We start from the raw sequence: 24,520 nt of genomic DNA on the forward strand, positions 1-24,520 counted from the left end.
CCTACCCCATACGGATTCGCGGATCGAGCAGCGCATTGAGCACGTCCGCCAGGAAATTCATCACGATGAAGACCAGCGCAAAAATGAAGATCAGCATCTGCACGGTCGGAATGTCGCTGCCCAGGATGGACTGCAAGGTCAGGCGGCCCAGGCCGTTGATGGCGAAGATCGACTCCACGATCACCGAGCCGCCGAACTTCTGGCCCAGCTGCACCGCCAGCACGCTCACAATGGGCAGCATGGCGTTGCGCATGGCATGCCGCAGCAGCAGCGACACGCCGCGATAGCCCTTGGCGCGCGCGGTGCGCACATAGTCGGAACCCATTACCTCGATCAGGCCGGCGCGGGTCAGCCGCATCACCGCGGGCACCGAGCTGGTGCCCAGCACAAGGGCCGGCAGCACATAGTGCAGCCAGGTGCCGTCGCCCGACACCGGGAACACCGGGATCATCACGCTGAACAGGATCACCAGCACCAGGCCCAGCCAGAAATTGGGAATCGCCTGCGCCGACACGGCTACGCCCAGCGAAAAGCGATCCAGCGCCGAATTGGGCCGCAGCGCCGCCGCCACCCCCAGCGGAATGGCCAGCAGCACCGTGATCACCACCGCCATCAACGCCAGGCGGATGGTGGGCGGCGCATGTTTGGCCACCAGTTGGCTGACCGAGTCGTGCCAGTAGTAGCTCTTGCCGAAATCGCCGCGCACGGCATGCGACAGCCAATTGCCGTAGCGTTCCATGAACGGCCGGTCGAAGCCGTACTCGTGGCGGATCTGCTCGACCAGCTCGGGCTCGGCGTTCTCGCCCGCGATGGCCTGGGCCGGGTCGGTGGCCACGTTCAGCAGCACGAAGGTGGCAAAGGACACAGTCAGCGCCACCAGCACCGCCAGGCCCAGGCGTCTTAGCGCAAAGCGCAACATGGGTGGTCTCCGTTGATCAGGAAAAAGGCGCGCCGCGAACGCGGCGCGCGACGCCGGCTAGGGCTGCTTCCAGCGCGCCTCGTACAGGCGCGGCAGGCCGTCGGGCGGAATGGGAAACTCCAGATCCGGCGACATCAGGTAGTTGACCGAGTACGTGTACAGCGGAATCCAGTAGGCCTGGTCGGCAATGATCTGCAGCGCCTGGTGGTACAGGCCGGCGCGGCGCGCGCTGTCGTTAGTGCGCTCGGCGTCGGTCACCAGCTGCATGACCTGGGGGTTGCGCGACAGGTTGCGGTCGGTGTCGCCGAAATGGATGCGCGCGATCATGGCCGTGTCGGCGGTGCCGCCATTGGCCCACGAACCGATATACGCGCGGATCTTGCCCGCGGCCCGGGCGCGGTCCAGCGAAGCCAGCTGGCCATAGCGCAGCTTGACGTTCACCCCGGCGGCCGACAGATCGGCCGCCACGGCCTCGGCCACGGCGCGGTCGCGGTAGGCCCATAGCTCCAGCGGCTGCTCCTGCTTGTAGTGCGCCTCGGCCAGCAGGGCCTTGGCCTTGGCCACGTCGTACGGATAGCGCGGTACGTCCTGCGAGCAGCCGAACTGCGTCGGATGGCAGGCCGTGTACAGCGGCTCGGCCACGCCGCCGATCAGGAACTTGGCGATGGCGTCGCGGTTCACCGCGTAGTTCAGCGCGCGCCGCACCTTTACGTCGGTCAGCGGATTGGGGCCGGTCACGCCGGAAGCGTCCAGCACCACGAAGCTGACCCGCAGGCTCGGCCCGGCCTTGCCCACCGCGCGTCCGGTGGCCGCCATGCTTTGCGCCACGTCCAGCGGCATGTCATAGGCCCAGTCCACTCCGCCGCTCATCAGCTCGGCCTGCTGCGTGCCCCAGTCGGGAATGGTGCGCGCCACGATGCGGCCGATGGCGGCCCGCCCCTTGGGGCTGCCGGCATAGTAGCCGTCGAACCGCGCCAGCACCGCCTTCTGGCCCGGCTGGAACGACTCGACGCGGTATGGGCCCAGCCCGTCGGGGTGCAGGGCCTGCGCGCCGCGGTCGTCCTTGCCGTCGACCTGGTAGGCGCCGTTGCGGCGGATCGGGATGCGCCGCGCCATGTCGCGCAGCGCCAGCGGATACACCGCCTTCAGGTGGAAACGCACCTGGTAGGGGCCGAGCTTTTCCACGCTCTTGAGCCAGCGGCCCACCGTGCCCGAGGCGCGCGTGCCGCTGTCGGGCGACAGCACCCAGTTGTAGGTGTAGACCACATCGTCGGCCGAGAACGGCGCGCCGCTATGAAAATGCACGCCCTCGCGCAGCGTCACGTCGATGGTGGTGTCGTCCACGTACTTGTACGAGGTCGCCAGCATGGGCGAGATCTCGTTGGTCTTGGTGTCGACGTCGAACAGGCGGTCGTCGGTCAGGTCCGACAGGATCACGTGTTCCTGCGACGTGGTGTACAGGTAGTCCAGGTTCACCACTTCGCGCTGGAAAGCCACCACCAGCGTGTCGTCGTCGCGTCCGGCCCAGGCCTGCGTGGTGGCCGCCGCGCAGGCCAGCGCCAGAACGCCGGCCCAGCGCCGGCAGTGTCGCAATAGCATGTCTTCTCCTTGGAATTATGAGATTTCCAGGCATGCTACCGTGGCGATTAGCTGCGTAACTTCGAATTACCCGCAAAAAACATCGAATTATTCGAATGATCAGGACGCCGGCGCCCTGCCGTCCAGGTCATCCGCGAGAGGCGCCCCTGCGTTGCCGGCATCCGCCGTGGCGCGCACGGCGCCGCAGGCGGCCAGCGCCTGCCCCAGCGTGTCGAACATCGCATCCGCGCCCACCAGGTCGGCGATGCCGGCCTTGTGCAGCTTGCCGCGCACCCGCGCATTGGCCTCGGCCAGCAGCACGCGCACGCCGCGCCGGTGCAGGCGCCCGATGACGTCTTCCAGCATCTGCAGCCCGGTCACGTCCATGAACGGCACCCGGCGCAGGCGGATGACCAGCACGCGCGGATCGGTGCGGGTGCTGGCCAGCGCGTGCTCGAAATTCTCGACCGCGGCGAAGAACAAGGGGCCGTCCACGGTGTACACCAGCACGTCGTCGGGCAGCCCGGCGATGCCGCTGGCGGCCAGTTCGTGGCGCAGTTCGTCGCCGTCGATCGGCTGCACGCCCACGCTGGACGCCATGCGGCGCAGGAAATGCAGCGTCGCCAGGATCACGCCGATGTTCACCGCCACCACCAGGTCGGCGAACACCGTCAGCAGAAAGGTCACCAGCAGGATCACCACGTCGGCGCGCGGCGCGCGGCGCAGCATCTTGGCAAAATGCCGCACGTCGCTCATGTTCCACGCCACCATGAACAGAATCGCCGCCAGCACCGCCAGCGGCACGTTTTCGGCCAGCGGCGCCAGCAGCACCACGATGGCCAGCAGGGTCGCCGCGTGCACTATGCCCGCCAGCGGGCTGGTGCCGCCATTGCGGATATTGGTGGCGGTGCGGGCGATCGCCCCCGTGGCGGCAATGCCGCCGAACAGCGGCGCGGCGATATTGGCGATACCCTGGCCGATCAGTTCCTGGTTGGACTGATGGCGCGTGCCCGCCATGCCGTCGGCCACCACGGCCGACAGCAGCGATTCAATCGCCCCCAGCATGGCAATGGCGAAAGCCGGCCCGATCAGCTCGATAACGCGCGACAGCGTCACATCGGGCCACTGCCAGCTGGGCAGGCCCTGCGGCACGCCGCCGAAGGCCGAGCCGATGGTGGCCACGCCGTCGAAATGGAACAGCGCCTGCAGCGCCGTGGCCACGACCAGGGCCACCAGCGGCCCGGGCACCCGCCTCAGGTAGGGCACGCGCGCGGTCCCGATCAACAGCGCCAGGCTGAGCACGGCCAGGCCCGTGGTGGCCGCATGCAAGTGCGGCAGGGCCTGCAGCAGCTGCCAGAGCTTCTCGTGGAAATGGCTGGCGGTTACGCCGGGCAGGCCGAAGAAGTCTTTCCACTGCCCCACCCAGATAATCACGCCGATGCCCGCGGTAAAGCCCACGATCACCGGCGCGGGAATGAACTTGATGACCGCGCCCATGCGCGCCACGCCCAGCAGCACCAGGATCAGGCCCGCCATCAGCGTGGCGATCTGCAGCCCGGCCACGCCGTGCTCGGCCACGACCCCGGCCAGGATGACGATGAACGCGCCGGTGGGCCCGGCGATCTGCAGCCGGCTGCCGCCGAACATCGCCACCAGCAGCCCCGCCACGATCGACGTGTACAGGCCCTGTTCGGGCTTGACCCCCGACGCGATGGCGAACGCCATGGCCAGCGGCAGCGCCACCACCCCCACAATGACCCCGGACACGATGTTGGGCAGCCAGTGCCGGCGTTGGAACAGCCCGGCCCGCTGGGCCTCGAGCAGCGCAATCACGATCGACCTCGCGAAAAAGGAAGGAAAGCCTTATCCCAGTGCCGTATCCAGGAACATCATTACCGCAAAGCCCGCCATCAGGCCGACCGTGGCCGGCGTCTGGTGGCCGTTGCGATGGGTTTCCGGAATGACCTCATGCGACACCACGAAAATCATCGCGCCGGCGGCCAGGCCCAGGCTGACCGGATAGGCCAGCGCCAGGCCGCTGGACATGCCCAGCCCCACCAGGGCCCCCAGCGGCTCCATCAGGCCCGAGGCCACCGCCACCAGCGCCGCGCGCAGCGGCGACAGGCCGGTGGCCCGCAGCGCCATCGCCACGGCCAGGCCTTCGGGAATGTCCTGGATGGCGATGGCCGAGGTCAGCGGAATGCCGACCTGCATGTCGCCGTTGGCGAAGCCCACGCCAATGGCCATGCCTTCGGGCAGGTTGTGCAGCGTGATGGCCAGCACGAACAGCCATACCCGGCTGATGCGCTCGGCCTCGGGGCCGCACGGACCGGTGCTGTCGTGCTCGTGCGGCGTGAAGGCGTCCAGGCCCAGCATCAGCAGCACGCCCAGCGCCAGTCCCAGCACCACCACGGCGGCGGCCATGGGGCCGTCGCCCACCAGCCCGCGCGCGGCGTCCAGGCCGGGCAGAATCAGCGAAAAAGCGCTGGCGGCCAGCATCATGCCGGCGGCGAAACCGGCCATGCCGCCCGCGAAGGCGTAGCGGATATAGTCGCGCTCGACACCGGTCAGGCCCTGGTACAGGCCCGACCCCAGCAGCCACAGCACTGCCAGGGTGGCCGCCGCCAGGCCCAGGGTGACCAGCGGGCGCGCCTGGGCCTGGGCCCGCCAGGCGGTGCGCCAGTCGCGGGCCGTTGTGACAGTGTCGGTGTGATTCATGGCGATGCCGGGTCGATAGCTCGGATAAGCAGCAGTTTACTGGCCGGCGCTGCCGCCGGCGGGGCGTTCCATATGGAATTCGGCCCCGGTATCGGCCACGATGCGAAAGCCCAGCCGTTCGTACAGCCGGCGGGCGGGGTTGGTCTTGAGCACGTCGAGCTGCGCGGGCAGGCCCGCCGCATCGGCCTGCGCCAGCACCTCGCGCAGCAGGCGCGCGCCCAGGCCCCGCCCCTGGTATTGCGGCGCGACCTGCACTTGCACCACATGCCAGGCCGCCGGCCCGCGATACGATTTCAACAGGCCGGCCGGCGCGCCGTCGAACAGCACGATGTGCGCATCTTCCCAGTGATAGCGGATGCGCGCCAGGTGCGTGGCGTCGTCGGCGGGCAAGCCGCTGCTGGCCAGGTGCTCATCCATGGTCTGGCGCCGCAGCGCCAGCAAGTAAGGCAGGTCGGACTCGAGTGCGGGGCGCAGCGTCAACATAAAAGAAACAGCAAATGGCAGGATCGGAACAACGCCAGTCTACTGCGATGCGGCCGTCTTGGATGCTCGCTTGGATGCCGTCTTGCGCGCGGCCGTCTTGCGGGTGGCGCGGCCGCCACTGCGCGTGGCGGAGGCAGGCTCGGGCGGCGCCTCGCGGTAAACATAGGCGCCCGACTTCTCGTCGCGCCCGAATGCCAGCAGGCCACGCGCCTGGGCCTCTTCGAGCAGGTTGCCGAAGGCGCGGAAGCCGTAGTACGACTCGTTGAAATCGGGCTTCCTGCGCTTGATGGCCTCTTTCAGCACCGAGGCCCAGATCTTGCCGCTGTCGCCGCGTTCGGACACCAGGTCGTCGAAGGTCTCGACCGCGATCCCGATGCCCTGGGCGCGGCGCGCCTCGAGCTCGGCCTTGCGCTGGGCGTCGTCGTCGCTTGTGCGGCGGGCCGCGCCGCCCGGCTCGCGCGCCGCGCCGGCCCTGGGTTCGGCGCGCGGGCGTTCGCGCACCAGGTCGTCGTAGAAGATGAACTCGTCGCAGTTGGCGATAAGCAGGTCGGACGTCGAGCGCTTCACCCCTACCCCGATCACCTGCTTGGCGTTCTCGCGCAGCTTGGACACCAGCGGCGAAAAATCGGAATCGCCGCTGATGATCACGAAGGTGTCGACGTGCAGCTTGGTATAGCAGAGGTCCAGCGCGTCGACCACCAGCCGGATGTCGGCGGAGTTCTTGCCCGATTGCCGCACATGCGGAATCTCGATCAGCTCGAAATTCGCCTCGTGCATGGTGGCTTTGAATTCGCGATAACGCTCCCAGTCGCAATAAGCTTTCTTGACCACGATGCTGCCCTTGAGCAGCAGGCGTTCCAGTACAGGCTTGATGTCGAATTTCTGGTAGTTGGCGTCGCGCACGCCCAATGCGACGTTTTCAAAGTCGCAGAAAAGCGCCATGCTGATGCTTTCCTGGGTGGCGGTCATGGGGGTCTCCGTTGGGCAACAGGCTGACGATACACCTGAATACCAAACCGGGCCTTCCAAAGCCGCGGGCGGCCCGGATAAACTCGGCGAACCCATCCCGCCACCCGCCGTTCCCCCGCGGAGCCTCCATGCCCTACATGCTGCTTATCGTCGAACCCATCGGCCAGCGGGCCCAGCGCACGCCCGAAGCCGGCCGCGCCGCCTACGAAAGCATGGTGCGCTACGCCGACGGCCTGAAGGCCCGCGGCCTGCTGCAGGACGCCCAATCGCTCAAGTCGGAAGCCGAGGGCGTGAAACTGCAAGTGCGCGACGGGCGGCAGCGCCTGCTCGACGGCCCGTACGCCAAAGCCAGGGAAATGATCGGCGGCTTTTTCCTGCTGAACTGCGCCACCCGCGAAGAAGCGGTGGCGATCGCGGCCGAATGCCCGGCCGCGCAATGGTGCACGGTCGAAATACGCGAACTGGGCCCCTGCTTCGCCTGACCGCCGCATCGCCGCCTATTTATAGGGGTTTTCCCTGATTCGACGATTTTCCTGTCGATCCGGCCGGGCGCCCCTCGTCGTGCCCATGACAGCCGCCGAATCAGGCGCGGCGCCCGACAGGAGATACCGCCATGCGATTCATGATCATTGTCAAAGCCAACGCCGACACAGAAGCAGGCCGCCTGCCCGACGACGCCTTGTTCGCCGAGATGGCCGCCTACCACGAGGCCCTGGCGCAGGCCGGCGCGCTGCTCGACGCGGCCGGGCTGCAACCCAGTTCGGCCGGCTGGCGCATCCGCTACGCCGATGGCCGGCGCAGCGTGGTCGACGGGCCTTTCGCCGAAAGCAAAGAGCTGGTGGCCGGCTACACCGTCATCCAGGCGCGCTCGCGCCAGGAAGCCCTGGAATGGACGCGCCGCTTTCCGGCCCCGATGGGGCCCGGCGTCGCGGCCGAGATCGAGGTGCGGCCGCTGTACGAAATCGACGACCTGCGCCAGGCCGCAGGAACCCCAGGTGTCTGACTCCGCAGGTGTCAGACACCGTTGCGTGACCCGATCAACGCTCATGACGGTATCTGCCGAAGCCAGACACCTGCCCTCAAACCCTCCCACCTAAAGAGCCATCATCATGCACAAGCAAATCTTCGTGAACCTGGCCGTTGCCGACCTGCCCAGATCCATGACGTTCTTCCGGCAATTGGGGCTGGATTTCGACAAGCGCTTCACCGACCAGAACGCCGCCTGCCTGGTGCTGGGCGAAAACCTGTATGCCATGCTGCTGACCCGCGACTACTTCAAGACCTTCGTCAACAAGCCGCTGTGCGACCCGAAGCAAAGCACCGAAGTGCTGGTCTGCCTGTCGTGCGAAAGCCGCGCCGAAGTCGATGACCTGGTCGCCCGCGCCGTGGCCGCCGGCGGATCAGTGCCGCGCGAGCCGCAAGATTACGGCTTCATGTACGGGCACGCGTTCGAAGACCCCGACGGCCACATCTGGGAACTGATGTACATGGATCCCAACGCCGAGATCCTGCAGCAATGAGTTCGCGCGATGCCGTCCACCAGGCCATCGAGGCCGTCTGGCGCATCGAGTCGGCCCGGGTCATCGCCGGCGTGGCGCGCCTGGTGCGCGACGTGGGCCTGGCCGAAGAGCTGGCGCAGGATGCGCTGGTCACGGCCCTGGAACGCTGGCCTGGCGACGGCATCCCCGACAACCCCGGGGCCTGGCTGATGACGGCCGCCAAGAATCGCGCGCTGGACCGGCTGCGGCAAGATTCCCTGCACGCCCGCAAGCACGAGCAGCTGGGCCACGAAATGGACGCGCTGCAGGCGCACGTCGAGCCCGACTTCGTCGATGCCCTGGACGCGGCGCGCCAGGACGAGATCGGCGACGACCTGCTGCGCCTGGTATTCACCGCCTGCCACCCGGTGCTTTCCACCGAGGCCCGCGTGGCGCTGACGCTGCGCCTGCTGGGCGGGCTGCGCACCGACGAGATCGCGCGCGCGTTCCTGGTGTCCGAGTCCACCATTGCCCAGCGCATCGTGCGCGCCAAGCGCACCCTGCGCGAAGCCCGCGTGCCATTCGAAGTGCCGCGCGGCGACGAGCTGGCGGCGCGCCTGGCGTCGGTGCTGGAAGTGGTGTACCTGATTTTCAACGAAGGCTATGCCGCCACGGCCGGCGACGACTGGACGCGGCCGGCGCTGTGCGACGAAGCCCTGCGCCTGGGCCGCATCCTGGCCGGCCTGGCGCCCGCCGAAAGCGAAGTGCACGGCCTGGTGGCCCTGCTGGAAATCCAGGCCTCGCGCCTGGCGGCCCGCGTCGACAGCGAGGGCCGGCCGGTGCTGCTGATGGACCAGGACCGCGCCCGCTGGGATCCCCTGCTGATCCGCCGCGGGCTGGCAGCGCTGCAGCGTGCCGAACAGCACGCCGCCGCCCTGGGCCCGTACGCCTTGCAGGCCGCCCTGGCCGCCTGCCACGCACGCGCGGCGCGTCCCGCCGACACCGACTGGCCGCGCATCGTGGCGCTGTACGACGCCCTGGCCCAGGTGGCGCCGTCGCCGGTCGTGGAATTGAACCGCGCGGTGGCCGTGGGCATGGCCTACGGCCCGCAAGCGGGCCTGGCGCTGGCCGACGCGCTGGCGGCCGAGCCGGCGCTGGCCGGCTACCACCTGCTGCCCAGCGTGCGCGGCGATCTTCTGGCGCGGCTGGGCCGCCGCGACGAAGCCAGCGCCGAATTCCTGCGCGCCGCCGGCATGGCGCGCAACGCGCGCGAACGCGATCTGCTGCTGGCGCGGGCCCGCGCACTGAATTCCTGATCCCCCTTGAAACGCTCCGTAACCCGGCGCCCCCGGCGCCGACACATGCGCAAACATTGCAGAACTTGAAGCGCGCCGGCCCGGCTTGTCATCATGTGGTGTACGCAGTCCATTCGATTCAAGGAGGCCACATGCCGCGTTCGACCCATGCTTTCTTTGCCGCCGCCCTGCTGGCCGCCAGCCTGTCGCCTGTTGCGGCGCTGGCGCAGGCCGCCCCGGCCGCGCAGCCCCCGGCCCAGGCACAGCCGGCCATCCAGCCTTCCGAGGCGCAGCTGCAGAAGTTCGCCAGCGCTTCGCAAAAAGTGGCCATGGTGGCCGACGAATACCGGCCCAAGCTGCAGGCCGCCAAAGACGACGCCGCGCGCGAACAGGTTTACCGCGAAGCCGACGAAAAAATGGTGCGCATGGTCAATGCCGACGGGCTGACCGTGGACGAATTCAATGGCATCGGCCAGGCGGTCGACCAAGACCCGCAGCTGCGCCAGCGCGTCATCGCCATCGTCCAGAAAAACACCCCCTCGGGCGGCGCCCCGAAGCAGTAAGCCCCTCCGGCCGGGGGCCTGGAGAACTTGCCAGGTGTCAGGCTCCGCCAGGTGCCTGACACCGCCATACGCCATAGCCCCCTCAGTCGTACAGTGTCCGGCCCCCTGAGAGCCAGACGCCTGCCCGCACATCCGCCGCCCGCGCTGTAACACCTTCCAGACCCCGCAAACCGCCCTTTTTCGTCCCGTTCTCCGCCGATTGAGCCGGCCGCCGGCTTTCTAGAATGAGCCCATTCCGCACGGATCCACGCGCAAGGCTCACTCCATGAATCCATCCACCCTCATCGGCATCGTGGTCGCGGTCGCCACGCTGGCGACCGCGCTGGCATTTTCCGCCACGGACCTGGCCCTGTACATCAACCTGCCGGGGCTGGTGGTCGTGCTGGGCGGCACCTGCGCGGCCCTGTTCATCAGCTATCCGCTGCGCGAAGTGGTGCGCGTGTTCGCCCTGGTGCGCACGGTGTTCCGCAGCGAGCAGCTTGACTCGCGCCGCGACATCGATGAACTGGTCGCCATGGCGCAGCTGTGGATGAACGACGACGTGCACAAGGTCGAACAGGCGCTGCACAAAGTGGCGAACCCGTTCCTGCGCACCGGCGTGCAGCTGGTCATCGACCACACGCCCGAAGACCAGATCATCGAACTGCTGCAATGGCGCATCGCCCGCCTGCGCGCCCGCGAGCACGCCGAGGCGCAGATGTTCCGCATCATGGCCGGCTTCGCGCCGGCCTTCGGCATGCTGGGCACCCTGGTAGGCCTGATCAACCTGATGACGGTGCTGGGCAGCGGCGACATGGTGGTGATCGGCCAGCAGCTCGCGGTGGCGCTGATGACCACGTTCTACGGCATCCTGCTGGCCAACCTGGTGTGCAAGCCCATCGCGGTCAAGCTGGAACGCCGTACCGAACAGCGCCTGATGCTGATGAACATGGTGCTGCAGGGCATCTCGATGATGTGCGCGCGGCGCGGACCGGCCGTGGTGCGCGAGACGCTCAACTCGTTCATGATGCATTTCGAGGACGAAGTCTACGATGGCGGCCCCGCCGCCAAGCCGGCCAAACCGGCCAAGCCCGCCAAGGCGAAAGCCGCGGCCGGGCCGGCCGGCGCCGCCAAGGGCGGCAAGGCCGCTCCGGCGGCATCGCTGGCCCGCACGGCCGCCGCGCGCCCATGAGCCTGGCCGACCGCATCGACGCCCTGCGCAGGCAGCACCAGCAGCAGCGCCAGCCCGGGCCGCGCGCCGCGGCGCCGGCCGCACGCCAGGCCCTGCACGCCGGCGGCCGCTTCGCGCGCTGGCATGTCGAGCCCACCGTCGAGCCCGAATCCGAAAGCTGGCTGCTTACCTATCTGGACCTGATCACCCTGCTGCTGGCCATGCTGGTGGTGCTGCTGGGCGTGGCCAACATGCCCCGCGCCTCGCAGGCGGCCGACCTGCCGGTGGAACTGGTCGGGTCCATTGCGCAGCCCGGCGCGCCGTCCACCGGATGGGCCGCCGCCAAGGCCGAACTGGCCGCCCTGCTGCCGATGCCGGACATGCCCGGCCTGGCGGCGCCGGCGGCGGCCCTGCCCGCCCCGGACAGCGCGCGGGCGCCCGCCGCCGACGGCCCCGCCGCACCGGCGGCCAGCCTGCAGCCAACGTCCGGCAGTGCCGCCGAAGACGAACCGCCCGCTCCCGAGCCCGCGCCGCCGTCGATCGCCGAACTGGGCCTGGACGACCTGGGCGACGGCGTGGATGTCATCGTCAACGAGAAATCCATCAGCTTCCGCATCAGCAACGAACTGCTGTTCCCGTCGGGCCAGGCCATGCTCAGCCCCACCGGCCTGGGCCTGATCGCGCGCATGGCCACGGTGATCAACCGCAGCCAGGGCTACCCCGTGTCGGTGGAAGGACACAGCGACCCCGTGCCGATCCAGACCCGCCAGTTCCCGTCGAACTGGGAATTGTCGGCCGGCCGCGCCGCCAGCGTGCTGCGCGAACTGGTGCGCGACGGCGTAGACCCGGCCAGGCTGCGCGCCGTCGGCTATGCCGACACGCACCCGATTGCCTCGAACGACACGCCGGCCGGCCGCGCCGCCAACCGCCGGGTGGAGCTCATCATGGAAATCACGCCGGGACGCATCGCCCCGGCCCCCGCCGCGGCGCCTCAAGCCGGCACCGATGCCGAGCCTGCCGGCCGCGGCCCCCAGGCCTAGTACAGCGCCAGCAGCGGCAGGCCCGCGTACGCCTGCGCCAGGGCCAGCACCACCAGCCCGGCGTAGGCCACAGTGCCCGACGCCATTGCCGGCACCGCGGCACGCCAGCCGGTGCGCGCCAGCAGGTAGCCGGCCGCCGGCAGCATCTGCTGCGCATGCACCCCCAGGAAATGCGCCACCCGCAGGTCGCCCCCGGCGGCCGACCAGCCCACCACCGGCAAGCCCTGCCCCGCCACGCCGCCCACCAGCGGCCCGCCGTGCGCGCTGATGGCCACCCCCACCCCGGCGCCCGCCACGAAAGTCAGCACCAGGCCCGCGATCGCGCCCAGCCGGTAGGCCGGCGCCATCGCACCGGCGTGGCGCCAGAGCTGGTGCGCCACCGGCAGCGCCGTGCCGGTGAACAGCAGCGCGGCAATGCCCATCAGCATGAACATCGCGGCATGGAACGGCGTATCGGTGTTGAAGTGCGAAGCCTGCCCCAGCGCGCCCTGCCACGTGATGTAAAACGCCTCGAACCCGCCGGTCGCCAGCGCCGTCCACACCGTGGCCCGCATCAGCCGGGTATGGCGCCGCGCCGGCGGCAGTTCGCCGATCAGCCAGGCCAGGGTCAGCGCGAACAGGCCGATGGCCGCCATGAACTTCATGGGCTTGGCCCACACATCCACGCCCGCCAGCGTGCGCGGGTCCAGCCAGGCGGCCACGGCGGCCGGCGCCAGCGCCGCCAGCAGCAGCATGCCGAACACCGCCAGCGGCCGCTGGCGCTGCAGCAGCAGGCGCGCCGCCCGCAGGCCCCAGGGCGCGGCGCTCAACCCGAAGAACGCCAGCAGCCCGGCCGGGCCGAACCAGAAGGTCAGCGCGAAACACGGCACCAGCAGCAGCCTGGGCAGGCCCAGGCGCATGCCCTCGCGCGCGATCCAGGTGCCCACGAACAAGTCGAACGCCAGAAAGTGGAACCAGCCGGCCGTCAGCATGCCGGGGTGGCCGAACAGCGCCTGCACGGCCCCCAGCGAGCCGTAGCCGCCGCCCGGCACCGGCCAGTAGGCCAGCACCAGCCCCACATAAGCCGCCGCCAGCGCCAGCGGAATGCCCCGGCCCGTCAGCGCCCAGACCGCGGAGCGCCAGCGGCCCAGCCAGGGCGATACCGTCAGGGCCGCCCAGGCGGGCAAGGCCAGCGCTCCGCCCGCGCTGAATAGTGTTTCGAACATGATTGCCCACCTCAATCTAAACAATGTTTAGATAAGGTAGCATTGCTTTTGAACAGTGTAAAGATCCGCTTCGCCATGCCCAGACAAAAAACCGCCCCCGCCCATGCCGCCTATCACCATGGCGCCCTGCGCGACGCCCTGGTCCAGGCCACCGAAGCCATCCTGGCCGAGCGCGGCCTGGAAGGCTTCACCCTGCGCGAAGCGGCCCGCCGCGTCGATGTTTCCCCGGCCGCGCCGCTGCATCATTTCGGCAGCGCCGCCGGCCTGCTGACCGAAGTGGCGATCCTGGGCTTCGAGGCCTTGACGCAGTACCTGCGCGAAGGCGCGCAGTCCGGCGGCAGCGATCCCGCGGCGCGGCTGCGCGCGCAGGGCATGGGGTATGTGCGCTTCGCGCTGGCCTATCCGGCGCGCTTCCAGCTGATGTTCCGCAAAGACCGCCTGACCGACGACGCGCGCCTGCTGGCGGCCGGCCAGGCCGCCTTCGCCGAACTGGAACAGGCCATCCGCGCCTACACCGGCTTTCCGGCCGGGCAGCCACTGGACACGCGAACCCACGCCCTGCTGCTGGCCGCCTGGTCCACCGTGCACGGCTTCGCCCACTTGGCGCTGGACGGCAAATTCGACCAGCCCGGCCAGCCGGCCGACCCGCATGGCATGCAAGATACCCTGCGGCGCATCCTGGAACACGGCTGGCCTTGAGATATAGCCCACCCCCCGAAGCGCTGCGCGCTTCCCCCCTCAAGGGGGGCGACGCAGGCGGACCGGCGGAGCCGGATCCGCCGCGTCCCCGATTCAGCAGCACCCGTTTTCATCCTGGGCGGGCCCGCCAGCAACCCGGCAGCCCTGCAAAGAATCACGCACCCGGCCCGGCAACCGCGCCATGGTCCGCCGCGCCGGGCCGTTCGCCGATCTGCTGCCGCCACATGGCGTAGTACAGCCCGGTGCGCGCCAGCAGTTCGGCATGCGTGCCGCGTTCGACGATGCGCCCTTTTTCCAGCACGAAGATGGTGTCGGCGTGCATGATGGTCGACAGGCGGTGCGCGATCAGAATGGTGATCTGCGTGCGGCTGGCCGAGATGCGCCGCACCGTGTCCGAAATCTGTTCTTCGGTCAGCGAATCCAGCGCCGAAGTCGCCTCGTCGAAAATCAGCAGTCGGGGCCGGCGTATCAGGGCGCGCGCGATCGACAGGCGCTGCTTCTCGCCGCCCGACAGCTTCAGGCCCATTTCGCCGATGTGCGTGTCCAGGCCTTCGGGCGATTTCTGCAGCAGATAGCCGCAGGCCGCCTGCTGCATGGCGGCCACGATCTCGTCATCGGTGGCGTCGGACTTCACCAGCCGGATGTTGTCGCGCAAGGTGCCGGCAAACAGGTAGGGCTCTTGCGTCACCAGCCCCACCTGCCGGCGCGCGCGGTTGTAGCGCAGCACCTTGGTGGAAATATCGTTGTAGAACACCTCGCCGACCGCCGGCGTATACAGGCCCAGCAGCAGCTTCACCAGCGTCGACTTGCCCGAGCCCGACGGCCCCACGAAAGCGACGGTGTCGCCCAGCCCCGCCGAAAACGATACGCCGTCCAGCGCATTGTCGGCCGCCCCCTTGTGGCGGAACACTACGCCGGCAAAGCGCACGTGCGTGATGGGGCCGCTGTCTTGCGGCGTTTCGGGGCGCCGGTCGATCGGCTTTTTCATCAGCGCCTCGAAGCTCGACAGCGAGGCATCGGCCTCGCGGTAGGCCAGGATGATGTTGCCCAGCTCCTGCAGCGGCGCGAAAATCGCCACCGAGATGAACTGCATGGCGATCAGCTCGCCGGTGCTCAGCACGTCGCGGAAAATCAGCCACAGCAGCGCGAACAGAATCGCCAGCTTCAGCATGCTGAGCGTCACGCCCTGCAGAAACGACAACAGGCGAATGCGCTTGACCTTCTGCATTTCCAGCTCGAAGATGCGCACCGTCTGCGCCTGCAGCCGGCGGATCTCGGGAAACGTCAGCCCCAGGCTCTTGATCAGCTCGATATTGCGCAGCGATTCGGCAATAAAGCCCGAACTGCGGTTGGTTTCGCGCACAATCGAACGCTGCTGGCTCTTGATCTCGCGGCTCAGCAGGCCGGTCAGGCCGCCCAGCACCAGCACCCCGATCAAGAACACCGGCACCAGCAGCCAGTGCCGCGTTACCGCATACCAGACCAGAAAGCCCATGCCCACCGCGGCGGCGAACACCGTGTTGATGAACGAATTGATGAAGCGCTCGCTGTCGCTGCGCACCTTCTGCAGCAGCGACAGGGTTTCGCCGCTGCGCAGGTCTTCGAATTCCTGGAACTTCAGGCGCAGCGCCTGGCGCAGGCCGTCGTTGAACAGCTGCGTGCCGAACTTCTGCACCACCAGGCGCGTCACGTATTCCTGCAGCGCCTTGGCCAGCCGCGACAGCACGGCTATCAGCACCGCCAGCGCCAGCAGGCCCAGCACGCCGGACACCAGCTCGTCGTCGGTCTTGCCGGCGCGGTTGATGGCGTATTCGTCGATGATCTTGCCGAAAATGATCGGGTCGATCAGCGCCAGCACCTGGCTGGCGCCGGCCAGCAGCAGCGCCAGCACGGCCAGCCGGCCATGCGGGCGCAGGTAGGCCCACAGAATGCGCATCGCGCTCAGTAATGCGGCGGCAGTTCGTCGCGCAGGCTGCGAAAGCCCGCGCCGGCGCCGTCAGGCATCTGCTGGCGCAGCTCGGCCAGCTCGCGCAGCAGGCGGTCGATCTGCTGCTGCTGGCGGAACAGCGCCTGGTTCAGCTGGTCGAGCATATCGTCGGCCAGGCCCAGCTTGATTTCCAGGTCGGCCAGGCGTCGGTCGGTATCAACAGGTTCAGTCATGAAAGTCCGCATCCCAAGCGAAGTCAGTCGCGCGCCAGCCGGCTCAGCGGCCGGCCCTGCGCGTCGAAATTGCCCGGCGCCAGCCAGGCCTGCATGGCGGCCCGCCGCGCCGGCCATTCGTCGGCCAGCAGCGAATGCCAGGCCACGTCGCCGCGCCGCCCCTTCACGTTCACCGCCGAACGCCAGACGCCTTCCGGCCGGAACCCGTAGCGCCGCGCGGCGCCGGCCGAAGGCTGGTTGTCGGCCATGCAGCGCCATACCATGCGCTGGTAGCCCAGGCCGTCAAAAGCATAGCGCAGCAGCAAGAACACCGCCTCGGTGGCGGCGCGGCTGCGCTGCAGCGCCGGACTGAACCAGATGCTGCCGATTTCGATGGCCGAGTCTTCGGGATAGATATCGCAAAGCGACAGCCAGCCCTGCGCCGCCATGCCCGGGCGCGGACACACCGCCCAGAACGGCTGGTGCGCGCGGCCGGCCAGCTCGCGCACCTGCGCCTGCAGGGCGTCGCGGCTGGCAAAAGGGCCGTAGCGCAGGTAGTGCCACGACGCCTCGGCGCCTTGGGCGGCCTGCCACAAGGCATCCACATGCGCGTCGCCCAGCGGTTCGAGCAGCGCCGCGTCGCCTACGAAACACAGGCGCTCGGGAAAGCGGGCGGCAGGCGTGGCCGCGCGGCTGCCCGAAGGGTCCACCGGCCGGGCGCTCACGTTACCGGGCCCGGGTTGAACAGCGCCAGCGCGTTGTGCAGCTTCAGTTTCTCGGCGCAGGTCTGCTGCTTGCCGCTGGCCACATCCAGCATCAGGCGGAACAGTTCCCAGCCGACCTCTTCGATAGAAGCCGCGCCGGTGGCGATGCGGCCCGCGTCCACGTCCATCAGGTCGTGCCAGCGGCGCGCCAGGTCGCTGCGCGTGGCCACCTTGATCACCGGCACCTGCGCCAGGCCATAGGGCGTGCCGCGGCCGGTGGTGAAAATGTGCAGGTTCATGCCGGCCGCCAGCTGCAGCGTGCCGCAGATGAAATCGCTGGCCGGCGTGGCGCAGAACACCAGGCCCTTGCTGTCCAGTTTTTCGCCCGGCGACAGCACGGCCGAAATCGGCGCCGAGCCCGACTTCACGATCGAGCCCATGGCCTTCTCGACAATATTCGACAGCCCGCCTTTCTTGTTGCCGGGCGAAGTATTGGCGCTGCGGTCGGCCATGCCCAGGCTCAGGTAGCGGTCGTACCAGTCCATTTCGCGCACCAGGGCCTCGGCCACCGCGGGCGTAGCGGCGCGCGCTGTCAGCTGGTCGATGCCGTCGCGCACCTCGGTGTTTTCCGAGAACATCACCGTGCCGCCGGCGCGCACCACCAGGTCGGCCGCATAGCCCACCGCGGGGTTGGCCGTCAGCCCCGAAAACGCGTCGCTGCCGCCGCACTGCACGCCCACCACCAGGTCCGACACCGGACAGGGCTCGCGGCGCCGGCAATCCAGCACGGCCAGGTGTTTCTCGGCGGTTTGCATGATGGCGCGGATCATCGATTCGAAGCCGACGTTTTCCTCGTCTTGCAGGCAGACGGTGTCCACCTCGCCGCCCATGCCCGCGCCCGCGGCGATGGGTATGGCGCCGGTCGGCATCAGGCGCTCGGGCTGCAGCTTTTCGCAGCCCAGGCTCACCATCATGGCCGTGCCGCCGAAATTGGGATTGCGGCTGATATTGCGCAGCGTGCGGATCGGCACCGCCGCGCCCGGCGCGTCGATGGCCACGCCGCAGCCGTACGTGTGTTCCAGGCCCACCACGTCGTCGACATTGGGGTAGCGCGGCAGCAGCTCGGCCTTGATGCGCTGCACGGCGTGCTCGACCACGCCCTGCACGCATTGCACCGTGGTGGTAATGGCCAGGATATTGCGCGTGCCCACCGATCCGTCGGCGTTGCGATAGCCCATGAATGTATGGCCTTCCAGCGGCGCCATGGCCGGCGCGGCGCGCGTGGCCATGGGCAGGTCGTCCAGCGAGCGGGCCGTGGGCATCGTGGTGACCCGTTCGTTGACCCAGCTGCCGCGCGGCAGCGCCCTGGCCGCGTAACCCACCGTCACGTTGTAGCGCACCACCGGATCGCCCTGGGCCAGGTCGGCCAGCGCCACCTTGTGGCCCTGCGGGATGGCCTCGCGCAACACCAGGCCGTCGGGCAGTTCGGCGCCGGCCGGCAGGCCGCCGTCGTTGACGATGATGGCGACGTTGTCGGCATCGTGGACTTTGATGTACAGCGGGCGAACAGCGACTGTCATGCGCGGGGTCCTGGAAAACACAAGGCGGCACCGCGCCGCCGATGCGCCATTATCGCAGTTCCGGCCAGGCCGCCTGGCGGCCGGAATTAGACCGCAACGAACGGGAGGCGCGCCCGCCTGCCGGCCCCTAGCATGGCCGCTTCCCCGCTACCGGCCGCCCGTCATGCCCACGCCCGCCCCGCCGCTGCCGCCAGCCTTTCGCCGCCTGGCCTGGTCCAACCTGTGCGCGCAGTTTTCCGAGCAGCTGGCCCTGGCCGCCGCGCCCCTGGTGGCCGTGCTGGCGCTGGGCGCCGGCGCCGCGCAGACCGGCTACCTGCAAACCGCGCAGACCCTGCCCTTCCTGCTGCTGTCGCTGCCGGCCGGCGTACTGGCCGATCGCGTCTCGCGGCGCGGCCTGATGACCGTGGCCGAAACCCTGCGCGCCGCGGCGCTGCTGGGCCTGCTGGCATTGCTGTGGGGGCAGGCGCTGAACCTGGCCTGGCTGGCGGCGCTGGGCTTCGCCGGCGCCATCGGCACCGTGGCCTACAACGTGGCCGCCCCGGCCCTGGTGCCCACGCTGGTGCCGGCCGCGCAACTGGCGGCCGCCAACCGCTGGCTGGAACTGGCCCGCAGCAGCGCCTTCGCGGCCGGCCCGGCGGTGGGCGGCGCATTGGTGGGCGCCATGGGCGCGCCGATGGCCTACGCGCTGGCCGCCGCCCTGTCGGTGCTGGCGGTGATGCGGCTGGCCGGCCTGCCCGCCAGCCCGGCGCCGCCGCGCCGCCGACAGCACCCGCTGCGCGACCTGGCCGAAGGCGCCCGCTTCGTCGCCACCCATGCTTTGCTGCGGCCCATATTGATCACCGCGGTCTTCTTCAACACCGCCTGGTTCATCCTGCAGGCAATATACGTGGCCTACGCCATCGATGCCCTGGCCCTGAGCGCCACCCAGGTCGGCCTGACGCTGGGCGTCTACGGCGCCGGCATGGTCGCGGGCGCCCTGGCCGCGCCGCGCCTGGCGCGCCGCCTGCCGTTCGGCGGCCTGATCGCCGCCGGCCCCCTGGCCGCGCTGGCCGCCGCCGCGCTCATGCTGGGCACCCTGGCCTGGCCGTCGGGCCTGCTGGCGGGCGCGGCGTTCTTCCTGTTCGGCGCCGGGCCCATCCTGTGGACCATCGCCACCACCACGCTGCGCCAGGCGGTCACGCCCAACGCCATGCTGGGGCGGGTATCGGCCATCATCGTCACGGCCACCTTCGGCGCGCGCCCGGTCGGCGCGGCGCTGGGCGCCCTGCTGGCGGCGCGCTATGGCACGGCCGCCTGCCTGTGGGCCATGGCAGTGGGGTTCGCGGTGCAGTTCGGCGTGCTGTTCAGCTCGCCGGTGCGGCGGCTGCGGGTGCAGCCCGGGGCTGGGGTGGAGACGGCCGCGGCGGCCTGAGATACGGGCAGGCGCCGCTGTCAGCTAGTCGCGGCTTTCCAGGCCCATGGCGATACCCAGCGCCACGCCGATGCCGATGCCCATGGCGATGTTGTCCAGTGCAACGCCGATAGCCACACCGATGGCAATGCCTACGGCGAGTGCAGTGCCTTTCTTCATACAGGCAGGATAGCAGCTATGGCTGTTCCACCTCCACCTTGAACCCCGCCCCGTCTCGAAGAAATTCCCGCCCGCCACATAATGAATGCTGCGCGGCGCGTCATCGGCAAAGACTCAGTGCCCTTCCCGGAATGCGCCCGGATCCGCCCATGCGGGCACAGCACCTATGCTACTGCGCCCGCCTGCCGGCCTTGCCGCCCGGCCAGCAGCACCGCCGCCGCGCCCAGCTGCATCAACCCCGCCGCCACGAACAACAGTCCGTCTTGCCCGAACGCGGCGCCCCATTCGCGCAGCAGGCCGAACAGCGCGGGCGCGAACGCATAACCGGCCTGGCCGGCCGCCGTCACCCACGCCACCACGCGCGCCACGTCCGACGGCCGGAAATCGGCCTGCGCGATCAGCGGCGGCAGCGAGGTCACGTTGCCCAGGCCCATGCCGAACAGGCAGCAGCCCAGCACCATGCCGGCGCCCGACGTGCCGGCGCCCAGCAGCACCGCCGACCCCAGCGCCTGCAGCCCCAGGTTGAACGCCGCGGCGCGGCGGCGATCCATGCGCGGCGACATCACCCGCCCCAGCACCAGGCGGCCGCCGATGGCGCAGGCGGTGGCCAGGCCCATGGCCGCCCCGGCCGCGCCGCTGCCCAGCACCGGCGCCAGCATCGAAAACAAGTGCGCCACCAGCCCCACCTGCGCGAACAGGCCCAGCGAAGCGCCCAGCGCCAGGGTGCGCAGCCGCCGGTCGCGGCGCGGCGCGTCCAGGGCCGCCGCATGCACCGCGGGCGCGGGGGCAGCGGCGCGGGCCGCTGGCGCCGCATCGCCATCGGGCGCCAGCCCCAGCGCGGCGGGCGTCTGCCGCAGCATGAACCAGGCCAGCCCGCCTATCACCACCAGCATGGCCGCCGCCACGGCCACCACGGCCGAGCCGAATCCCAGGGCGGCGATCAGGGCCACCCACAGGGGCGAGAACACCACCCCGCCCAGGCTGGCGCCATTGAAAGCCATGCTCAGCGCCGCGGGCCGGCGGCGCTCGAACCAGGGCGACACCATGGCGTTGAGGGCCGCGCCGCTGGTCATGGCCCAGCCCGCGCCGCTGAACAGCACCGCCAGGAACAATTGCCAGGGCTCGCGCGCGTAGCCCCAGCCCAGCAGCCCCACCGCCGTCAGCACCGCGCCCGCGCCCGTGACGGCCGCCACGCCATAGCGCCGGTGCAGCGTGCCCAGGCTGGCCACCAGGGCGGCGCCGCACAGAAAGTGCACCGTAATGGCCGACGACACCAGGGCCACCGACCAGCCGCGCGTAGCGTGCAGCACGCCCATGAAAATGGGCGGCCCGTAAAAGCCGATGCCCCATGCGAACAGCGCAATGGTGAACGCGGCCGCCACCACTCGCCATCCAAAGAAACCGCGCCGCGCAACCGCCTGCGGCGCCACCTGCGTAGATTTTTGCATTAGCTTTTCCTGGCCACCGGTACCAGGCCTGGAGTCTGCCCGCAAAATGGCCGCCGATGCTGCGGCCCATATCGAAGCATCGTGCGCCTAGCGGGACGCGCCGTCGTACTTCTGCAGGGTCAGGGCGTCCAGGTCGATGCTGGGCACGCAGCGCAGATTCACCGCCCGCACCGGCGAGCCATCCGGATTGGCGCCATAGGCCACGGGCTGGGTGCCGCAATGACGGCAGAAGCGGTGGTCGATCTTGTGGGTGTTGAACTGGTAGGGCTGCAGGTCGTCGGCGCCGGCGTCCAGCGTGAAGACATCGGCCGGGAAAAAGCTCAGCAGGAAGCCTTTGCGGCGGCAGTGCGAACAGTTGCAGCTGATCGCCGAGGCGGGCGGCTCGGCGTTGACGGTGAAGCGTACGGCGCCACAATGGCAGCTACCCTGGAACGGCATGACGGTCTCCTGGTAAATGAAGAAACAGCAGCGCCGGATATCGGCATGGCATCGAGTCTACAGCGGGACTACACCGGGCGCGATCACTCCGACCGCGCCGGCGCGCTGCCCGCTACGGCGCCCGCGCGCGGTGGTATAAGCAAGGCTCATCCACCCTCATAGTGCGCGCCCATGCCTGCTTCCGCCACCGCCGACTACGGCGATCCCGTCATGGCCCATGCCGATGCGCTGGCCCAGTGGTCTGATCATCCCGGCAACCTGACCTGCACCTACCTGACGCCCGCGCACCGCGCCACCGCGCGGCAGCTGGAAGACTGGATGCGCCAAGCCGGCTTCGACACCGTGCGGCAGGACGCGGTGGGCAATGTCATCGGCCGCTATCGCGCCGACGCCGCCATTGCGGATCCGAAGCTGGTGGCCACCGGCAGCCACTACGACACTGTGCGCAATGGCGGCCGGTACGACGGCCGGCTGGGCATTCTGCTGCCCATCGCGGTCGTGGCCCAGCTGCACCGGCGCGGCCGGCGCCTGCCGTTCGACATCGAAGTCATCGGCTTCGCCGAAGAAGAAGGCGTGCGCTATGGCGGCTCGTTTCTGGGGTCGTCGGCCTACATCGGCCAGTTCGATCCGGCCCAGCTCGACCGCCAGGACGCCGGCGGCGTCACGCTGCGCCAGGCCATGCAGGAAGCCGGCCTCGACCCCGCCCGGGCGGCCGGCCAGGCCGCCGATGCGCGCCTGCACCATTACTTCGAGGTGCACATCGAGCAAGGCCCGGTGCTGCAGCAGCGCGGCCTGCCGCTGGGCGTGGTCACCTCCATCGCCGGTTGCGTGCGGCGCCAGCTGGTGCTGACGGGCGCGGCCGGCCATGCCGGCACCACGCCGATGGACTTGCGCCGCGACGCCGCCTGCGCGGCGGCCGAGATCGTGCTGGCCGTCGAGGCGCGCTGCCGCCAAGAGCCCGGCCTGGTCGGCACCGTGGGCATGCTGCAGGTGCCGGACGGCTCGATCAACGTCATTCCCGGCGCCTGCCACCTGACCCTGGACGTGCGCGCCGCGCACGACGCCGCGCGCGACCGGGCGCTGGCCGACATCGATGCGCGCATCCAGGAAATCTGCGCGCGCCGCGGCATCGAACATACTTCGCAGGAACTGATGCGCGTGCCCGCCTCGCCCTGTTCGCCCGCCCACCAGGAACTGTGGCGGCAGGCCGTGGCCGCGCAAGGCCTGTCCGTGCTGGATCTGCCCTCGGGCGCCGGCCACGACGCCATGCTGCTGGGCCGCAAAGTGCCGGTCAGCATGCTGTTCGTGCGCTGCGGCAACGGCGGCGTCAGCCACAACCCCCAGGAAACCATGACCGCCGCCGACGCCCAGCTGGCCGGCCAGGCGGTGATGGACTTCCTGGCCCGCTGCGCGTCGGAGATCGAAACGGCGTGATGTTTCCGCAAGGCCTGCAGGCCTTGCAGGTGTCAGGCTCCCGCAGGGTGCCTGACACCGAAGTGCGCAGCGACTGTCTCCACAACACGGTGTCTGACACCTTGCGGAGTCAGACACCTGCCACCCGTCCTCCTACCGCGCCGGCAGCAACCCCGGCCGGCCTTCGTGCGCCGCGTGCGCCTTGTCCAGGATGAATTCGATCAGCATGGAAATCGCCCGCGGATGATGGCGGCTGGGCATGTACAGCAAGTACATGCCGCGGCCGAAAATGCTCAGCCGCCAATCGTTCAACGCCGTCAGCAGCCTGCCCTGCGCCACGTCTTCGTACACCACGTAGTCGGGCACCACCGCCACCCCCAGCCCCGCCAGCGCGGCATCGCGCAGGAACGGATAATTGCGCGACACCACGGTGGGGTCCAGCGTCACCTGCTGGCGCTGGCTGCCCTGGTACGCCGACAGCCGCAGCGGACGGCCGATGACGGCGGCGCTGATCACCGGCGCGCCGCACAGCGCCTCGGGCCGCTGCGGCAGCCCGCGCCGCGCCGCATAGGCCGGCGACGCGCAGGCCACGTAGCGCACCTTGCCCAGTTCGCGCGCCACCAGGTGGCCGGGCGGTTCCGATGTGATGCGCACCGCGATATCCACTTCTTCGCGCAGCAAGTCTTCCACGCTGTTCTCGAACAGCACGTCCAGCACAATGCCCGGATAGTTGCGCTTGAATTCCAGCAGCCAGGGCGACATCACGAACTGCCCATAGCCGCTGGGCACGCTCAGGCGCACGCGGCCCTGCGGCGTCTTGCCCAGGGTCTCGACGGACTCGTGCGCGGCGGCCAGTTCGTCGCGGATGCTGCAGCCATGCTGGTACAGCTTCAGGCCGATTTCGGTGGGCTCGACCCGGCGCGTGGTGCGGCGCACCAGCTGCATGCCCACCGCGCGTTCCAGCTGCCCCAGGTGATAGCTGACGTTGGCGCGCGTCATCTTCAGGCGGCGCGCGGCTTCGCTCAGATTGCCGGCATCCAGGATTTCGACCAGCAAGGTCAGTGCTTTGGTGTCCATGACTGGCGATTGTCAAATTTTCTTGTACGCACTGTCAACTCTTGATGCCATTGT

General features: G+C 69.4%; 24 protein-coding genes and 1 pseudogene. 10 read left to right on the top strand and 15 right to left on the bottom strand.

The genetic code is table 11. The features are described from left to right. Window position 1: 1 nt before the first annotated feature. The 6 genes and pseudogenes from J2P76_RS01215 to J2P76_RS01240 all read right to left on the bottom strand — a co-directional run. Window positions 2–919 (bottom strand): ABC transporter permease, encoded by a 918-nt coding sequence (locus J2P76_RS01215; protein ID WP_207403935.1) that lies wholly within the window; start codon window positions 917–919, stop codon window positions 2–4. 57 nt (window positions 920–976) lie between these two features. Then, a complete protein-coding gene (locus tag J2P76_RS01220; RefSeq protein ID WP_207403936.1) occupies window positions 977–2,518 on the bottom strand; it encodes an ABC transporter substrate-binding protein in 1,542 nt (513 codons plus the stop codon). Between the two features lie 99 nt (window positions 2,519–2,617). Continuing rightward, entirely contained in the window at window positions 2,618–4,330 is a 1,713-nt protein-coding gene (locus tag J2P76_RS01225; RefSeq protein WP_207403938.1) for a sulfate permease, read from the bottom strand. Between the two features lie 30 nt (window positions 4,331–4,360). After that, window positions 4,361–5,215 (bottom strand): ZIP family metal transporter, encoded by an 855-nt coding sequence (locus J2P76_RS01230; RefSeq protein ID WP_207403940.1) that lies wholly within the window; start codon window positions 5,213–5,215, stop codon window positions 4,361–4,363. Window positions 5,216–5,251: 36 nt separating this feature from the next. Next, window positions 5,252–5,698 carry a GNAT family N-acetyltransferase gene (locus J2P76_RS01235; RefSeq protein WP_207403941.1) on the bottom strand — a complete coding sequence of 149 codons (447 nt, stop codon included), beginning with the start codon at window positions 5,696–5,698 and terminating at the stop codon, window positions 5,252–5,254. A gap of 153 nt (window positions 5,699–5,851) precedes the next feature. After that, a pseudogene (locus J2P76_RS01240) lies at window positions 5,852–6,667 on the bottom strand (NYN domain-containing protein); the annotation flags it as partial. A gap of 128 nt (window positions 6,668–6,795) precedes the next feature. On the opposite strand from J2P76_RS01240, the gene J2P76_RS01245 reads away from it, so the two are divergent. The 7 genes from J2P76_RS01245 to J2P76_RS01275 all read left to right on the top strand — a co-directional run bounded on the left by J2P76_RS01245 (window position 6,796) and on the right by J2P76_RS01275 (window position 12,193). Then, a complete protein-coding gene (locus J2P76_RS01245) occupies window positions 6,796–7,149 on the top strand; it encodes a YciI family protein (protein WP_207403943.1) in 354 nt (117 codons plus the stop codon). Between the two features lie 131 nt (window positions 7,150–7,280). Continuing rightward, window positions 7,281–7,670, top strand: coding sequence for a YciI family protein (locus tag J2P76_RS01250; RefSeq protein WP_207403944.1), 390 nt, complete (start codon window positions 7,281–7,283; stop codon window positions 7,668–7,670). 106 nt (window positions 7,671–7,776) lie between these two features. Next, window positions 7,777–8,187: a VOC family protein gene (locus J2P76_RS01255; RefSeq protein WP_207403945.1), complete on the top strand. Its 411-nt coding sequence runs from the start codon at window positions 7,777–7,779 to the stop codon at window positions 8,185–8,187. Then, on the top strand, window positions 8,184–9,461 hold the full coding sequence (locus tag J2P76_RS01260; protein ID WP_207403946.1) for an RNA polymerase sigma factor: 1,278 nt from the start codon (window positions 8,184–8,186) through the stop codon (window positions 9,459–9,461). Before J2P76_RS01255 ends, J2P76_RS01260 begins: the two co-directional genes overlap by 4 nt. Before the next feature lie 131 nt (window positions 9,462–9,592). After that, window positions 9,593–10,003, top strand: coding sequence for a DUF4168 domain-containing protein (locus tag J2P76_RS01265; RefSeq protein ID WP_207403947.1), 411 nt, complete (start codon window positions 9,593–9,595; stop codon window positions 10,001–10,003). A gap of 265 nt (window positions 10,004–10,268) precedes the next feature. Continuing rightward, entirely contained in the window at window positions 10,269–11,174 is a 906-nt protein-coding gene (locus J2P76_RS01270) for a motility protein A (protein WP_207403948.1), read from the top strand. Then, window positions 11,171–12,193 carry an OmpA/MotB family protein gene (locus tag J2P76_RS01275; RefSeq protein ID WP_207403949.1) on the top strand — a complete coding sequence of 341 codons (1,023 nt, stop codon included), beginning with the start codon at window positions 11,171–11,173 and terminating at the stop codon, window positions 12,191–12,193. Before J2P76_RS01270 ends, J2P76_RS01275 begins: the two co-directional genes overlap by 4 nt. Here J2P76_RS01275 and J2P76_RS01280 read toward each other — a convergent pair. Next, window positions 12,190–13,398 (bottom strand): ABA4-like family protein, encoded by a 1,209-nt coding sequence (locus tag J2P76_RS01280; protein ID WP_207403951.1) that lies wholly within the window; start codon window positions 13,396–13,398, stop codon window positions 12,190–12,192. The two genes, J2P76_RS01275 and J2P76_RS01280, sit on opposite strands and share 4 nt — an antisense overlap. Window positions 13,399–13,473: 75 nt before the next feature. Between J2P76_RS01280 and J2P76_RS01285 the strand changes: the two genes are divergently transcribed. Continuing rightward, on the top strand, window positions 13,474–14,097 hold the full coding sequence (locus tag J2P76_RS01285) for a TetR/AcrR family transcriptional regulator (protein ID WP_207403952.1): 624 nt from the start codon (window positions 13,474–13,476) through the stop codon (window positions 14,095–14,097). A 154-nt stretch (window positions 14,098–14,251) separates the two neighbouring features. Here the strand turns inward: J2P76_RS01285 and J2P76_RS01290 are convergent, their stop codons facing one another. From J2P76_RS01290 to garD, 4 genes are read right to left on the bottom strand one after another with little or no spacing between them, the layout of a single operon-like run. Further along, window positions 14,252–16,033: an ABC transporter ATP-binding protein gene (locus tag J2P76_RS01290; protein WP_207403953.1), complete on the bottom strand. Its 1,782-nt coding sequence runs from the start codon at window positions 16,031–16,033 to the stop codon at window positions 14,252–14,254. A 5-nt stretch (window positions 16,034–16,038) separates the two neighbouring features. Then, a complete protein-coding gene (locus J2P76_RS01295; RefSeq protein ID WP_207403954.1) occupies window positions 16,039–16,257 on the bottom strand; it encodes a SlyX family protein in 219 nt (72 codons plus the stop codon). 23 nt (window positions 16,258–16,280) lie between these two features. After that, on the bottom strand, window positions 16,281–16,961 hold the full coding sequence (locus J2P76_RS01300; RefSeq protein ID WP_207403955.1) for a GNAT family N-acetyltransferase: 681 nt from the start codon (window positions 16,959–16,961) through the stop codon (window positions 16,281–16,283). Further along, the gene (gene garD, locus J2P76_RS01305; protein ID WP_207403956.1) at window positions 16,958–18,520 is read right to left on the bottom strand and encodes a galactarate dehydratase; all 1,563 of its coding nucleotides are present in this window, start codon (window positions 18,518–18,520) and stop codon (window positions 16,958–16,960) included. The genes J2P76_RS01300 and garD overlap by 4 nt, the downstream gene beginning before the upstream one ends. Window positions 18,521–18,683: 163 nt before the next feature. Here garD and J2P76_RS01310 point away from each other — a divergent pair, with 163 nt between their 5' ends. Next, complete coding sequence (locus tag J2P76_RS01310) at window positions 18,684–19,931, top strand: MFS transporter (RefSeq protein WP_207403957.1); 1,248 nt, start codon at window positions 18,684–18,686, stop codon at window positions 19,929–19,931. A gap of 24 nt (window positions 19,932–19,955) precedes the next feature. On the opposite strand, the gene J2P76_RS23725 is transcribed toward J2P76_RS01310, so the two are convergent. The 3 genes from J2P76_RS23725 to J2P76_RS01320 form a co-directional block, all read right to left on the bottom strand. Then, window positions 19,956–20,090, bottom strand: a complete 135-nt coding sequence (locus tag J2P76_RS23725; RefSeq protein ID WP_278253079.1) for a hypothetical protein — start codon at window positions 20,088–20,090, stop codon at window positions 19,956–19,958. A gap of 164 nt (window positions 20,091–20,254) precedes the next feature. After that, on the bottom strand, window positions 20,255–21,538 hold the full coding sequence (locus J2P76_RS01315; protein ID WP_207403958.1) for an MFS transporter: 1,284 nt from the start codon (window positions 21,536–21,538) through the stop codon (window positions 20,255–20,257). Window positions 21,539–21,625: 87 nt separating this feature from the next. After that, on the bottom strand, window positions 21,626–21,976 hold the full coding sequence (locus tag J2P76_RS01320; protein ID WP_207403960.1) for a GFA family protein: 351 nt from the start codon (window positions 21,974–21,976) through the stop codon (window positions 21,626–21,628). A gap of 171 nt (window positions 21,977–22,147) precedes the next feature. Here J2P76_RS01320 and J2P76_RS01325 point away from each other — a divergent pair, with 171 nt between their 5' ends. Beyond that, window positions 22,148–23,410, top strand: coding sequence for an allantoate amidohydrolase (locus tag J2P76_RS01325; RefSeq protein WP_207403961.1), 1,263 nt, complete (start codon window positions 22,148–22,150; stop codon window positions 23,408–23,410). 132 nt (window positions 23,411–23,542) lie between these two features. Here J2P76_RS01325 and J2P76_RS01330 read toward each other — a convergent pair whose 3' ends face one another. Further along, on the bottom strand, window positions 23,543–24,466 hold the full coding sequence (locus J2P76_RS01330) for a LysR family transcriptional regulator (RefSeq protein WP_207403962.1): 924 nt from the start codon (window positions 24,464–24,466) through the stop codon (window positions 23,543–23,545). Window positions 24,467–24,520: the final 54 nt, after the last annotated feature.

This window comes from Bordetella petrii, from assembly GCF_017356245.1.
In the GTDB taxonomy this organism is placed as follows: Bacteria; Pseudomonadota; Gammaproteobacteria; order Burkholderiales; family Burkholderiaceae_B; genus Bordetella_A; species Bordetella_A petrii_D.